12 protein-coding genes and 1 riboswitch are annotated in these 13218 nt (G+C 42.3%); of the genes, 5 read left to right on the top strand and 7 right to left on the bottom strand.

Features of this window, described 5'->3' with window-relative positions:
- Positions 1 to 39 precede the first annotated feature (39 nt).
- From V1502_RS19125 to V1502_RS19115, 3 genes are all read left to right on the top strand, one after another.
- Positions 40 to 1197 carry a sensor histidine kinase gene (locus V1502_RS19125; RefSeq protein ID WP_409252183.1) on the top strand — a complete coding sequence of 386 codons (1158 nt, stop codon included), beginning with the start codon at positions 40 to 42 and terminating at the stop codon, positions 1195 to 1197.
- Positions 1198 to 1235: 38 nt separating this feature from the next.
- Positions 1236 to 1703: a VanZ family protein gene (locus V1502_RS19120; RefSeq protein ID WP_409252182.1), complete on the top strand. Its 468-nt coding sequence runs from the start codon at positions 1236 to 1238 to the stop codon at positions 1701 to 1703.
- 114 nt (positions 1704 to 1817) lie between these two features.
- Positions 1818 to 3440, top strand: coding sequence for a cell wall-binding repeat-containing protein (locus V1502_RS19115; RefSeq protein WP_409252181.1), 1623 nt, complete (start codon positions 1818 to 1820; stop codon positions 3438 to 3440).
- A 119-nt stretch (positions 3441 to 3559) separates the two neighbouring features.
- On the opposite strand, the gene V1502_RS19110 is transcribed toward V1502_RS19115, so the two are convergent.
- From V1502_RS19110 to V1502_RS19090, 5 genes are all read right to left on the bottom strand, one after another.
- The gene (locus V1502_RS19110) at positions 3560 to 4924 is read right to left on the bottom strand and encodes an FAD-binding oxidoreductase (protein ID WP_409252180.1); all 1365 of its coding nucleotides are present in this window, start codon (positions 4922 to 4924) and stop codon (positions 3560 to 3562) included.
- 209 nt (positions 4925 to 5133) lie between these two features.
- Positions 5134 to 6096, bottom strand: a complete 963-nt coding sequence (locus V1502_RS19105; protein WP_409252179.1) for a polysaccharide deacetylase family protein — start codon at positions 6094 to 6096, stop codon at positions 5134 to 5136.
- Entirely contained in the window at positions 6093 to 7442 is a 1350-nt protein-coding gene (locus tag V1502_RS19100) for a glycosyltransferase family 2 protein (RefSeq protein WP_409252178.1), read from the bottom strand. Before V1502_RS19100 ends, V1502_RS19105 begins: the two co-directional genes overlap by 4 nt.
- Before the next feature lie 12 nt (positions 7443 to 7454).
- The gene (locus V1502_RS19095) at positions 7455 to 8321 is read right to left on the bottom strand and encodes a family 16 glycosylhydrolase (protein WP_409252177.1); all 867 of its coding nucleotides are present in this window, start codon (positions 8319 to 8321) and stop codon (positions 7455 to 7457) included.
- Between the two features lie 481 nt (positions 8322 to 8802).
- Entirely contained in the window at positions 8803 to 9774 is a 972-nt protein-coding gene (locus tag V1502_RS19090) for a rhodanese-related sulfurtransferase (protein WP_409252176.1), read from the bottom strand.
- Positions 9775 to 10073: 299 nt separating this feature from the next.
- A riboswitch (cyclic di-GMP riboswitch) is annotated at positions 10074 to 10161 on the top strand.
- Positions 10162 to 10231: 70 nt separating this feature from the next.
- Between V1502_RS19090 and V1502_RS19085 the strand changes: the two genes are divergently transcribed.
- Positions 10232 to 11284 carry a GGDEF domain-containing protein gene (locus tag V1502_RS19085; RefSeq protein ID WP_409252175.1) on the top strand — a complete coding sequence of 351 codons (1053 nt, stop codon included), beginning with the start codon at positions 10232 to 10234 and terminating at the stop codon, positions 11282 to 11284.
- A gap of 108 nt (positions 11285 to 11392) precedes the next feature.
- Entirely contained in the window at positions 11393 to 12148 is a 756-nt protein-coding gene (locus V1502_RS19080; protein ID WP_409252174.1) for a hypothetical protein, read from the top strand.
- An 88-nt stretch (positions 12149 to 12236) separates the two neighbouring features.
- Here the strand turns inward: V1502_RS19080 and V1502_RS19075 are convergent, their stop codons facing one another.
- Positions 12237 to 12440 carry a hypothetical protein gene (locus tag V1502_RS19075; RefSeq protein ID WP_409252173.1) on the bottom strand — a complete coding sequence of 68 codons (204 nt, stop codon included), beginning with the start codon at positions 12438 to 12440 and terminating at the stop codon, positions 12237 to 12239.
- 103 nt (positions 12441 to 12543) lie between these two features.
- Positions 12544 to 13206, bottom strand: coding sequence for a plasmid pRiA4b ORF-3 family protein (locus V1502_RS19070; protein WP_409252172.1), 663 nt, complete (start codon positions 13204 to 13206; stop codon positions 12544 to 12546).
- Positions 13207 to 13218: the final 12 nt, after the last annotated feature.

Below are 13218 nucleotides of genomic sequence, written 5' to 3'. Positions count from 1 at the left end.
ATGATTAAGAGAAAGAATGATTGTTAAGGGTGGGGCTGAATGACAACAACTTCTGAAAAGCTGGCGATGTTTCTGGATGAGAACTTTCAGGAATTTTTAAATAACTGGAGAAATAAGGTGGTAGTTGATGAGGGTGATCGGTTTATAGAAGAAGTCGTCCATAACGGAATCGGGATGTACAAGCTTGTTAGGCGTGCCATTGAAGGTCCCCTCAGTGAAGAGGAATTGATGGGGTTGGCTAAAAAGGTAGCCAGAGAGAGGGTCGAAGCTGATACGAATATCAGCGAATTTGTATATAACGTCAATATGGGAAGAAGTGAGATCATTAAATGGGTGAGCAGTTCAGGCGTCCAAATTGAAGAGCTTCATCCTTTTATCGAAGAGATTAATAGGGTTTTCGACCGTTTTTCTTATTTTGCCGTCCGCTTCTATACTGAAATTAAAGATAAAGCATTGAAAGATAAGGAATTATACATTGATCAGACTCATAAAGAAAGGCTGACAATCCTGGGCCAGATGAGCTCAAGCTTTGTCCATGAATTCAGGAATCCACTGACTTCTATAATAGGGTTCACGAAGTTGTTAAAGAGTGACTACCCGGAGCTTCCTTACCTGGATGTCATGAGTCATGAGCTGGACCAGTTGAACTATAGAATATCTCAGTTCCTCCATGTATCCAGGAAGGAAATCATCGAAAGCAAAAAAGAAAAATTCCTTGTGGTCACAATGCTGAGCGAATTGATTGAGTTTTTATATCCAAGCTTATTAGATGGGGATGTGCAGGTGAAATCCCATCTTGACGCTCAAGTATATATTAAAGGGAATAAAGAGGAGCTTAGGCAGGTTTTCTTAAACTTGATCATGAATTCCATTGATGCCCTTGAGCAGGCTAAGGGTGAAAAACGTATTACGATTAATTGCACATTTGACTATGAGAATGATGAGATCCAGGTGAAAGTGGCAAACAATGGACCGGAGATCAGTGAGGAGATCCTTGATGCAATCTTTGAGCCCTTTTACACCACGAAAGAATTGGGAACGGGGATCGGGCTTTACATCTGCCGCAAGTTGGTGGAAAAACATGAAGGAAGCATTGTCTGTACATCCAGTCCTGAGGAGACGGCCTTTACAGTCACTGTACCGGCAGTTTATGAAGACCAGGAAAAGGGCATGCCCTTTAGTTCTTTAAAGCGCTAAGAGGGACTGTCCCTCTTAGTGCTTTAAAGCGGGAAAGTATGAAACTATCGATAATTGGCAAGAATGATGAACGGGAGGGATTCATTTTGCGGTTATTGGTAGTTTTTCTGTATCTGAGTTTACTATTTGTCTTGGCTTGTACCGCTAGTTTGACAGACCTGATTGAGCATGGACAAGTCAAGTTTGCAGTTGATACCAAGCCGGACTTTTACAGCTTCTTTGAATTTCGGTCTTTTGATTATAGTCACCCTTTATATATAGGTCAGAAGTCTGGCCACGCAATAAGCTTTTTCATGCTGGCCGCTCTCTTAATGACTTTTTATAACAGTCTTAAAGCTGTATTCTATGTAACCTGGTCGTTTGCTTTTTTTACTGAAATTATTCAATTATTTTTTTCTCGGACCGGATGCCTGGTGGATGTGATAATTGATATATCGGGGGTATTACTATTTTTGATTGTATATTATATGAGCCGGGTTGTTGCTGGCTTCGTGTCCATTCGTTAGTTTGGTGAATAAGGGATAACTCTGGATAACGTTTTTTCTTTTTAAAAGAATATAAGCAGCATAATAGGGTAAATGGGAATGAGTCTATCTTACTGTTTTTTTAAGGAGGAACTCATGAAAAGAAGCCCGTTGTTATATTTATTGCTTATTCTGTCTATGATTATTTTTCCATTTCCCAAGTATGCAGAGGCTAAAGTGGATGAACGACCGGTATACATAACTATTGATGATGGACCTACTACCTATACCGGTGATTTTTTGAAAGTGTTTAAGGACCATGGTATGAAGGCAACTTTTTTCATGCTGGAGCCAAGGATGGAGCGGTACGGGGGGGTTGTGAGACAAATGGAATTGGACGGCCATGCAATTGGATGCCATGGGGTGACTCACGAAAGGGATGAATTCTATGAATCTCCCGATAGTGCTGTGAATGAAATGAGGTTATGCGTTTCCACTTTAGAAGAAATAACGGGGGAAACAACCAGTGTCGTCCGTGTACCTTATGGAAGCATTCCGGATATGGAAGAACAATATCGGAAAGCTATGATTGAAGCTGGCTTTAAGATGTGGGACTGGAACGTCGACACATTGGACTGGGATTGGGAGGACAGGGATAAAATTATCTCGTACACCATAGAGAAAGTAGAGGAAGCAGAAGAAAATGGTGAAATCCCCATCATTTTATTCCATGATCAGTATGAAACATTGAAAGCTATGCCTGACATCCTGAACTATCTAAAAAGTAAGGGATATTACAGTGAAACTATTGATCCTTATCAGGAACGATATAATTTTTTTCATAAGATTAACATGGAAGCAAAGGTGGCCAATCGATTCGGCGGGAAGAACAGGTACGATACAGCCATTGAGATTTCCAGGGAAGGCTGGGATCAGGCGGATACGGTAATCATTGCAAGGGGGGATAAGTTTCCGGATGCGCTGGCCGGCGCTCCGCTTGCCTATAAATTGGATGCCCCGATTCTCCTGAATCACCATGATGGACTGCTTCCTGAAGTAAGAGCAGAAATGAAAAGGCTGAAGGCTGGAAAAGTGATCATATTGGGAGGTCAGAGTGCGATTTCCAATGAGACTCAACAAGCCATAAATTCAGAGGGCTATACAGTTGAGAGGATTAGCGGCACAGACCGCTTTGAAACGGCTGCAAAAATAGCTGTACGACTTGGCGGCGAGGAAGGAACGGCGGTTGTTACAAATGGCAGAAGGTTTCCTGATGCCATGGCTATCGCACCTTATGCCGCCAGGAAAGGCTATCCTATTCTGTTGACAGAAGAAGATGACATTCCTGCGGCAACCCAGGCTGCATTGTCAGGGGTTTCGAAAACACTGGTAGTTGGAGGAGAGGGAGTCATTAAGAATGCGGTATTTTCACAGTTGAAGAATCCAGAAAGGTATGCAGGAGATAATCGTTTTGGAACGGCAGCGGACATTACAGAGAGGCTCCTTCCGTCTAACAGGGCATTTGTGGCAACCGGCTATGAATTTGCCGATGCACTGACCGGATCGGTATTGGCTGCAAAAAATGGAGCCGCTCTACTGCTGGTGAAAAACAGCTTTATTACCGCAGAGACAGCTAATGCTGTTGAAAAGGCGGGAATCAATAATTTCACGATTCTCGGCGGTAGAAGTGCGGTTGATTACAACGTGGAAGAATGGTTCAGAAACTACGAGTTCAATACTATTAAAGCAGCCGGAACCTCCGAAGGATTTTCGAAATGAACGAAATGTGCTTCGAGCTCAACCCGAAGCACACTCTTTGTGTTTGTAGGTTTTACCGCTCTAAAGCACTAAAAGGGACAGTCCCTCTTAGTGCTTTAAAGTGATAAAGCGCCGCCTCTTTAATTGAACATCTTCCCGGGGTTCAAACGGCTGTCAGGGTCCAGGAGCTGTTTGATTGACTTCATGACGGCTAGTGCGGCCCCGTGTTCAAGTTCCTGATACTTCATTTTTCCAAGACCGACTCCGTGCTCCCCTGTGCAGGTGCCTCCGACCTCAATGGCTTTACGGGCCACCAGATCATTGATGCGTGCTGAAGCGGCAGCCTGTTCAGAATCATTTGAGTCATAGACGACAAGGGTGTGGAAATTTCCATCCCCAACATGGCCGAATACTCCTCCAAGCAGTCCACTTTCATCGATTAATGCTCTGGCGTACACCACCATCTCTGCCAGTTGAGAAATGGGCACGCAGACATCTCCTCCTGAATGGGCCATCCCCTGCAAATGGCGAAATGCATAAGCCATTTCATGGCGGGCCCGCCATAACTCTCTGCTTTCTGCTGCATTGCTAGCCCGTTCCCAGTTCTCTCCTCCATGCTCGATAACCAATTCCTTTGTCAGATTGGCATCCTCCTCGGCTGAAGCTTCTGTTCCTGAGAATTCCAAAAAGAGAGAATGCGCTTCCGGCAAAGTGTGTTCCCCCGTTAGATTCACCTGCCTGATACTGGGGGCATCGACAAGCTCCATACGAAGGACTTGTATTCCGCTCTTCAATATTGACTGGGCAGCCTCTGCACATTTTTTCGGAGTTGGGAAAGTGCTACGAGCTGTTACCGTATGTTCCGGTATTCCATAGAGTTTTAAGGTTATAGCAGTGATGATTCCAAGCGTTCCCTCTGACCCGACAAATAACCCGTTCAAATTGTAGCCGCTCGAAGATTTTTTTGCGCGGCTCCCTGTATTGATGACCGTTCCATTAGCCAGGATCACCTCCAGGCTAAGGACCTGGTCCCTCATGGAGCCGTAGCGTACAGCTGTTGTGCCGCTTGCATTCGTCGCTACCATTCCGCCGAGGCAGGCATCAGCCCCAGGATCGACCGGAAACTGCAATCCATGGCGGTTGATGCTTTTGTTTAGCTGCTTCCGAGTCATTCCAGGCTGAACGGTCACGGTCAAATCATCAGGATGGAATGATAAAATTTGATTCATCTTTTCAAAGTTAATGGAAATGCCTTTGTTGACCGGAATGGCGTGTCCGTCCAAACCTGAGCCTGCACCAAAAGGAGTGACGGGGATACCATAGCTTCGGGCAATCTCCAATATGCTGATGACATCCTCTTTGTTTTCTGGAAAGACAATGACATCGGGTTCAACTGGAGGGTGAGAGGATTCATCCCGGCTGTGGCGGTAGAGATCGCCTTCACTGGTACTTACTTTGTCCTTGCCTAACAACTCGATCAATTCGTGCAATATATTTTGTTCCATCGGCTCACCTCGAATAGTTGAAAGATTCTAACTTCTGATTTTGTAATCATCATAGCATAGAATCCTGTTGAAATTGTCATTATTTGTTTATCGCATTAACGCGCTGCTGTACTAAGAGGGACTGTCCCTCTTAGTGCGGCAGTGCGTTAATACACTAAAAGGGACAGTCCCTTATCGCGCTTTAAAGTGATAAAGGATTGTCCCTTTTCTTATTGCTTTACCCGATCTATGAACGCGTCGAGGCTTACATTGTGATAGATTTGGAATCTTGGAATCTCATAAATATGATGGTCGCGTGTGGCAACTTTATCTTCTACTGTAAAGGCCATCTTAAACCCGAGATCTTTTAGGGTACTAATCGTGTCCGGGGTATATTCACCATAAGGGTAGGCAAACCCCAGATTTTCTCCATTGAGATTATGAACACTGGTCTTGATATCGTTGTAAACTTCCTCGTTTGACTTCGATACCAGGTAGGCAGGGTGTACTCCCCATTCATTCAGCGGCTTTCCTTTATCTCTTTTATGATAACTGTAGGTGTGGCTCTGAAAGTCAAAGACATCACAGGCTTTCTCCATTTCTTTTAAACTGAAGTACTGAGCAAGCTCCGGAGAGAAGGAGTATCTTTTATTTGTGATAGCCCCCGTGACAATAAAATTTGTTGCGTTAAAACCATATTTTTTTAAGATAGGGTAAGCTTCTTCGTAATTGTCTTTAAAGCCGTCATCAAACGTTATTACGACACTTTTATCAGGAATTTCAATTTCCTCATTTAAATAGGCGTAAAGCTCCTTCATAGTCAAGGTTTCGAATCCATTCTCGTAAAGGTAATTCATCTGCTGTTCAAATTCTTCAGTAAACACGATCATAGAGCTGATTTCTCCATTTATATAATGGGTATCTTTGATATCTTCCTTGCTTAGGACCCTATGATAGGTAAGAATGGGGATGGCATCTGCAGCCTCTCCCTCAATCACAAAATTACGTACCTCAGCTTTAGAACCATTTTCACACGCCCCAATGTCCACCCGTTCCTCAGCAGGAAAAAGTCCGTCATGCTCTTCTGCCAGCAGCGTGTATTCTTCAATGGTCAGGCTGAATCCGACGGCAATAATACCTAATAGTGCTAAAAAACCGATGGCAAAGGCTGCCTTTCCAAAGGTATTTTTCATGCGCTCTCGACTCCTTTCCAAGAGAGTTTTCCGGAACGTTCCAGTTTGTCCCAAGCATGGGGACTATGAAAGTAGGATAGTGTTCCATAAACCACGAATGAGAGATTAATCAGCATCCTGAAAACAATAATATCAATAGGCAGGAAGAGTACGAATCGTACAAGATCTTTCTTGGAGAATCTTAATCCATGAAGGTAGCTGACAAACATAGTTGTCAAGCTTTGATAGACAAAGAGCAGGAATGCACCTGACATCAGCATCAGCAACAAAGTAAGCTGGCCGCCGTTAAAATAAAGCAGAACAGGAGTCAGTAACACAGGGAAAGCACTTAGTGTGCCGATCGTAAACTGATCCACTAAAAAGAAAATGGAGAATTTGTTAGGAAGCTTGCGGAAATAGCACTTCCGGTAATAAATAAGACAGTCGATGAAAGCTTTTTGCCAGCGAACACGCTGTTTGAACATATTCCTTAAAGTGCTCGGACACTCAGTGTAACAAAGTGCAGTCGGCACAAATGTAATGCTTTCTTTGTTTCCTCTCTCTTTTATCCATTTATGAAGCTTTAACGTAATGTCCATATCTTCTCCTACGGTTTTCCTGAAACCATCTATGCTAAAAAGGGTCTCCCGTCTGAAGGCTCCAAAGGCCCCTGCGATCACGGTAATCGAATTCATGGCCGCCTGGGCTCGTTTATGCAGATAAAAGGAAGATAAATATTGCAGAAATTGAAACTTGATCACATTATTTACTTTGAGAGTCGGTTTCAGATTTCCTAATGACCCGTTAAATGCCTGAGAGATCAGGACATTGCCTCCGCAGGCAAGGACGCTTCTTTTCTGGAAAGCGGCATTCATTTCGTTCAGTGAGTTTTTTTCTAATATACTATCAGCATCAAGTGTCACAACAATCTCATTTTCGCTAAAGTTAATCCCGGCATTGAGAGAGTCTGCTTTACCGCCATTTTTTTTATTTATAACAAAAATCGCAGGGTAATTCGTGGATTGATAAAAACCGGTGACTCTCTCGTGCTTTAAACGGGTATCGATCATCCGCCTTGCAGGTTTTAACTTAAGTACCTCATTTAAAACACCCAGGGTAGTGTCTTTGGAGCCATCATTCACGATAAGCAGTTCTGCATTTTCGTAATCAACCTGTCTAAAGCCTCTGATACAGTTTTCGATCACCTTTTCTTCATTGTAAGCAGGGACAATGACGGAAAAACTATGATTCTTCGTAATTTTTGTCGTATACTTCTTTTCATTTTTAAATAGTGGGATGAGTACATAGATGGTTTGAAATAAAACGAAAGATATAAATACCGCGAAGGTAATATAAATCATTGTCATGGATCTTCCTCCTTACTCTTGTTGCTGGAAAACCTGCTGCTGATAAACGCGGACATGGTCAATCAGCATTTTTTTAGGATACTCTGCATCAGGGGCCGGATCGCCGGGCCAGTCCCCGCCGATTGCTGTGTTCAAATAAAGATACATCGGCATGTCGGGGGAAAGTGCTTCTGATTCAAAAACCACATTGCCATCGAGTGTCCAGGTTAACTTGTCCGGTTCCCAGATCAAGCCGAAATCATGGAATTCTTTTGTGAAATCAATTTGTTCACTGATATAGTGGGAGTAATCCCTCATCCGCTCACCGTTTTCGTTTTCCCAGTGGACGACTTGGAAATATTCGTTGGGATTCTGACCGAGGAAATCCATAATATTTATCTCGGGCAGCCAGTCCTCTTCACTCGGAACCATCCAGAAAGCGGGAAACAAGCCCTTACCTTCAGGGAGCTTTGCTCTGATTTCGACCATTCCATAGCGGAATTGAAACTTGTTCTCCGTCGTAACGGCACCGGATGTATATTCACGGTCTCTGAATTTCTCTTTATTACTCTCGATCACCAGGTGGCCGTCTTTCACATCAACGTTGGCAGGGGAGTAGTACTGCAATTCATTATTTTTATTTGAGGGCCAATTCTGTTCATTCCAGTTGAAGAGGGATTCTTCATCGGAAAATTCGTCATGCCAGACAAGTGTCCAGCCATCGATTTTTGTTTCTTTTTCTTCCCATTCTTCTTTAAGGTTTTTAGGTTGTGGGGACTTGACTTCTTCTGCCTTGGCTTTTGGCTGTGAAGTTTGTGTAAGATCTGCAAGAAATTCTTTCTGAGCACTGCATCCAGAGAGCAGGAGTGCAGCAGTCAACAATACACCTAGATTTCGCATCGTATCAATCTCCTCTAGTTAATTCATTATTAAGAACCAATAGGGTAAAAAAAAGGCTGTATTCGCTGGAAAGTTTAATTAATTCTCATTAGAGAACGTTGTGATTTAAAAAAATTCCACCTGAATGGCGGGGTGCGTTGTTCTTTAAAGAGAACAACATTTGAGAATAAGTTTAGCAAACTCGTCTTCATAAGTCTACAAATTTAGCAAAAAAAATATTTAAAAGTTATCGATATAGTATGTAATAAGTTTCCTCAGTTGTAATAAAATCTGGCCCACTCAATATGCCTATTGTTCTATATAAAGTTCATTGTTCGTTATAATGGATACCCGGATAAAACCATATTAAACATATAAACGTAAAATTTTCCTGTTTACTTTACCCCTTTAAAGCACTAAGAGGGACAGTCCCTTTTCGCGCGGTGATGCGTTAACAAAATAAAAAGCTTGAGGACCAGAGTCCTCAAGCTTTTCTTATAAGTTAGGCTGTTACGCCGTCTTCTTCTTCAATTCTTTTCAGTCTTTCTGCTACTTCTTCTTCAGAAAGGTTATGCTCCATTACATAGCGGTTCTCTGGGTGAGTACGGCATTCGTGAGAGCAGCTTCTCATATATTTATGCTCGTTTTCTTCAGAGCAAAGAATTTTTTTGTTACATGGAGGGTAAGCACAGTTCACATAGCGCTCACATGGTTCGCCAGTGTAATAATCTTTCCCGACCACGACATGTTCTTTACGGTTTACAGGCACAGCAATCCTTTCATCGAACACATAAAGCTGTCCGTCCCACAGGTCACCTTTGACCTCTGGATCATACCCGTATGTCACAATACCGCCGTGCAGCTGAGCTACATCTTCAAAGCCTTCACGTTTTAGCCAGCCTGAGAATTTTTCACAGCGAATTCCGCCCGTGCAGTAAGTGATGACTTTCTTGCCTTCGAGCAATTCTTTATTTTCACGAACCCAGTCAGGAAGATCACGGAAGGTTTCGACATCCGGTCTGATTGCTCCTCTGAAGTGTCCCAGATCATATTCATAATCGTTTCTAGCATCAAGCACGACAACGTCATCTCGTTGGATATGCTCATAAAATTCTTTCGGGCTCAAGTACTCGCCAGTAATCTCATGAGGATTGATATCATCTTCAAGACGAAGAGTTACCAGTTCCGGACGATGTTTTACTTTCAGCTTTTTGAATGCATGCTCTTCCGCTTCATCAATTTTAAAAACCGTGTCATGGAAGCGGTGATCGTTTTTCATCATATCCATATATTGTTCTGTCGCTTCGATCGTACCGGAAACCGTTCCGTTGATCCCTTCCTTCGCGATCAGAATGCGTCCCTTAAGGCCCATTTCCTCACAACGTTTCTTGTGATACTTCGTGTACGCCTCAGGATCCTCGATTGTTACATAGTTATAGTACAGAAGGACTCTGTATGGTTTTGTTTCGCTCATATTCATTTCCACCTATCGATTTATATTTGCAAGATATAAATGCCAGATGCCATTTCTCTTACGGTTTACTATTATAGCAAAAAAACAATAAAAATATTAGTGGAAATTTTTATTACTGATTATCGTATGTTGTTGGCGTGTATTGAGACTGGAAATCGCTGTATAGTGGCTGTCAGCGTGTACTTTATCGCTTTAAAGCACTAAGAGGTACTGTCCCTCTTAGTGCTTTAAAGAAGTAAAGAATTAACTTGTATTCCAAAAACTACAAGTGTAGAATATGGGTAATAAGAACTAATTATTTTGTATATTGGCAAATCAGTCGAAAGGCTGGGACGCAAAACTACAGGGGCTACCATCCGGAAACGGATATGCCAGCCAGTTGCTCACACCACGGTATTGCGCCCTCATTGAGTGCGTTTTTTTATTGGCACAGGATTTTGGACAGGGAGAGAAGATCATGACAGAGGGAATACCGTTATCACTTCAGAAGTTAAAATACCGTTTTTATGCAGTGTTACTGCCAATCTTTCTTTTTGTAGCAGGGTTAGGCTGGTATGAAGAAAGCCAATCGGCATCACCTGACCGGATTAACATGATTATCCTGCCGACCCTCATACTATTTTTTAGTATTTCCTCTTGGATTGTATATTTCAAAAAAGAATGGATTGAAACCACCGAAAAATTTAATATTGTGGCCATCTGTCTTGTAAGTGCCATAAAATTCACCTATGTCGTCAGTTATGAACTGGAACAAACCGGGACACTTGGTGCTTTTACGTTTTGGATGCCGATTTTCTATATGTTTTTGTTTTTCCTGCTGAATAGCAGGTCGGCCCTACTTACTATTGGAGCTACTTATATTTGGTTTTTGGGAGTAGGAGTTTACAAGTTTCCAGATTTAATCGGCACCAACGCTGGGACCTTGCTGGTTCAGTATTTCCTTGCCAATCTGGTCTTTATTGTGACCCTTTTTTTTCTTCAGACGGTCAAGAAAAGCTATATTAAGGCAGAAGTCTTGGAAGAACTCGCAAATACGGACTACCTGACAGGTTTGCCAAATCGCAGAAAAATCGATCAAGAACTGCTTCATGCTTTAAAAAAGCGGCAGAAACTCTCAATCATCTATTTAGATATTGATCATTTCAAACAAATTAATGATATCTATGGCCATACTGCGGGAGATGAGGTATTAAAGGAATTCACCAAGGAAACCTCGAAGGTTCTCGGCGAAAGAACGATGCTGGGCCGCTGGGGTGGGGAGGAATTTATGATCACCTTAAAAAATAGAGATCTGAAGGAAGCTGCTGGTCAAGCAGAGGAAGTAAGAAAGCATCTTGCTCAGCACCGTTTTGAGACCATCGGTTCGCTGACAGCCAGTTTCGGTGTAGCCGAATTACATGCCTATGACACACTGGATTCTCTTTTGAACAGGGCGGATAAGGCTCTATACAAAGCCAAAAATAGCGGGAGAAATCGAGTAGTTACCAGCAGTGATATTGACTATATTTAAACATTAACTTATGTACTATTCAGTATATGGTGATATTAAAGTGAAGATTCATAAGTGTTCCATTACGATATAATAAGAAGAAATAGAACAGAGATTGGATTTGTTATGATGAAGGTTGTTTCAAAGTTCCTATGCTGGACGTTCTTTCTTATTGGTTGGCTGCTTCTCTATTCAGCCACCCCAACATTAATTGACATACAACGTGAACGGAATTATGAGTCCTACATGGAAGAATCCTATAATATATTTCAGCCTGATGATCTATCTCAACTTAGTCAAAAGCAGGAGTATCAAGGGGTGATCGTTCATACTTTTATTCAAAATGCAAAAGAAGAAATAGAAGTGAATCCGTGGGGCCGTTCCGTAAAAAGAGCAGATGTTTTTGTGAAAATAAACGGTGAGACAGTGACGGTCATTGAAGGTACGGATGTCCACTTGCACAAGGGAATGGCAGCTTTTCGTGGTACTGTAGAATACTTCCTGGTAGAAGAACGGGATACCGGAAAAGAAGAAATGGTCATTGCGATAGAAACTACCACACAAAATCCTCGAATGGTCGGGGATAAAATGGTAGGAATGACTTTTGACGAGGATTCCTCTTATCGTGTTTATCACATTAACGAAGAGGGAGGAGTAAGAGAGGATAATTTTTCGCTGGAAAATAAGACTAAACTGCAGACTCAATTAATTCGGCCTCTTACTTCTGCATGGCATGGTTATCATAGTGATATTTTATACATGATGCCGAATCCGGTACTTCCCTTTCAGTTAGTCGGAGGAGGCTTGCTGGTTATTGTTTGCGGTGCGGTGATACTCTATTGGCTCATTACTGGACGCAAGAAAAATTCAACTACACGTTTATAACGGTTGTTTTCAAAGTGATTGAAACCGCTAGCTCAAAAGACCCGCCCCCTTCGGCGAGTCTTTTACCTATTCAACCTTAGAGGAAGCTTTACTCCTGAACCTCAGTAACAGCCACATGAGTGACTTTGTTTAACTGAATTCTGTTTAACACATCATCTTCTTTAAAGACAAAGTGATTCGAATCATTCCCAAAGATCTTATGAAGCACCGTAGCTTCTGTACGTTCTTCTTCTATGAAAAAAGAGACCGTATTTTCATTATCGAAATGAAATTCCACACGAAATTTTTTCACTTTGTTTTCTCCTTTCAGTGTCTGATTGTCAGTTTATAGTTTCCCGTTGAGAGTGAGAATAAACGTAGGGAAGGAGGATTGTGCCCAAACTCGGAAGAATATCCTAGTCTAATTCTAACTCTCTTAAAATATCATTCGTCTCATCCAGATCAAAATACTCGGGGTCGTGATTCTCGCAAAATTCACGGAAGGACTGGACTTCTTCGTCATCTGCACCTGGTTCGTTCAGCCGTTCAAGCAGGTACTGGTACCGATGGATGCCGCCGCAGTCTTCGGGAGGGCAAGCCCGTTTTCCTTTTAAGCACTTTGGACGATCGATCGTTTTCTCCCCATCGATTTTCTCCAAGACAATGCTATGTTCCCAATTGTCTCCGAAGTCATAGGTATAATTAAACTTCTGACCTTCAATAGTAAGCACGTTCCCTAGCAGGACTTCTCTGGAATCATGTATTTCAAAATACACTGGTTTCCCAAAACTCTCCTCGTCCTCCACTTCAAAAAAGACATCCCCCATTTGGAAGCCATATAAATGAGTGTCCGTCCATCCCATAACAGCCTGAATAATCGTATGAAGCTGATGCAGAGTTAGGTCATCATTCACAAGAACTCTTCTCCAAACGGGCGGCCTGGATCTCTTTAACAAAACCTTTAACTGATAGACATTTCCTTTGGTCGGGGCAGTATAGTCAACGTCTCCCCCATTTTTAATTTTATTTTGCTTCTTTATAATGTCTTTGATTTGTTCTTGCATATGCTTAAGTTTCATTTGGTGACTCCC

The sequence above is a fragment of the Rossellomorea sedimentorum genome (genome assembly GCF_046237645.1).
GTDB lineage: Bacteria > Bacillota > Bacilli > Bacillales > Bacillaceae_B > Rossellomorea > Rossellomorea sedimentorum.
Note: the sequence above shows the minus strand (reverse complement) of the source record. Positions and strands in the feature narration are given on the sequence as shown.

Excerpts from the sequence above, each read along its gene's own strand:
- V1502_RS19125 (WP_409252183.1), top strand. The coding sequence starts at position 40 with ATGACAACAACTTCTGAAAAGCTGGCGATGTTTCTGGATGAGAACTTT.
- V1502_RS19120 (WP_409252182.1), top strand. The coding sequence starts at position 1,236 with ATGAAACTATCGATAATTGGCAAGAATGATGAACGGGAGGGATTCATT.
- V1502_RS19115 (WP_409252181.1), top strand. The coding sequence starts at position 1,818 with ATGAAAAGAAGCCCGTTGTTATATTTATTGCTTATTCTGTCTATGATT.
- V1502_RS19110 (WP_409252180.1), bottom strand. The coding sequence starts at position 4,924 with ATGGAACAAAATATATTGCACGAATTGATCGAGTTGTTAGGCAAGGAC.
- V1502_RS19105 (WP_409252179.1), bottom strand. The coding sequence starts at position 6,096 with ATGAAAAATACCTTTGGAAAGGCAGCCTTTGCCATCGGTTTTTTAGCA.
- V1502_RS19100 (WP_409252178.1), bottom strand. The coding sequence starts at position 7,442 with ATGACAATGATTTATATTACCTTCGCGGTATTTATATCTTTCGTTTTA.
- V1502_RS19095 (WP_409252177.1), bottom strand. The coding sequence starts at position 8,321 with ATGCGAAATCTAGGTGTATTGTTGACTGCTGCACTCCTGCTCTCTGGA.
- V1502_RS19090 (WP_409252176.1), bottom strand. The coding sequence starts at position 9,774 with ATGAGCGAAACAAAACCATACAGAGTCCTTCTGTACTATAACTATGTA.
- V1502_RS19085 (WP_409252175.1), top strand. The coding sequence starts at position 10,232 with ATGACAGAGGGAATACCGTTATCACTTCAGAAGTTAAAATACCGTTTT.
- V1502_RS19080 (WP_409252174.1), top strand. The coding sequence starts at position 11,393 with ATGAAGGTTGTTTCAAAGTTCCTATGCTGGACGTTCTTTCTTATTGGT.
- V1502_RS19070 (WP_409252172.1), bottom strand. The coding sequence starts at position 13,206 with ATGAAACTTAAGCATATGCAAGAACAAATCAAAGACATTATAAAGAAG.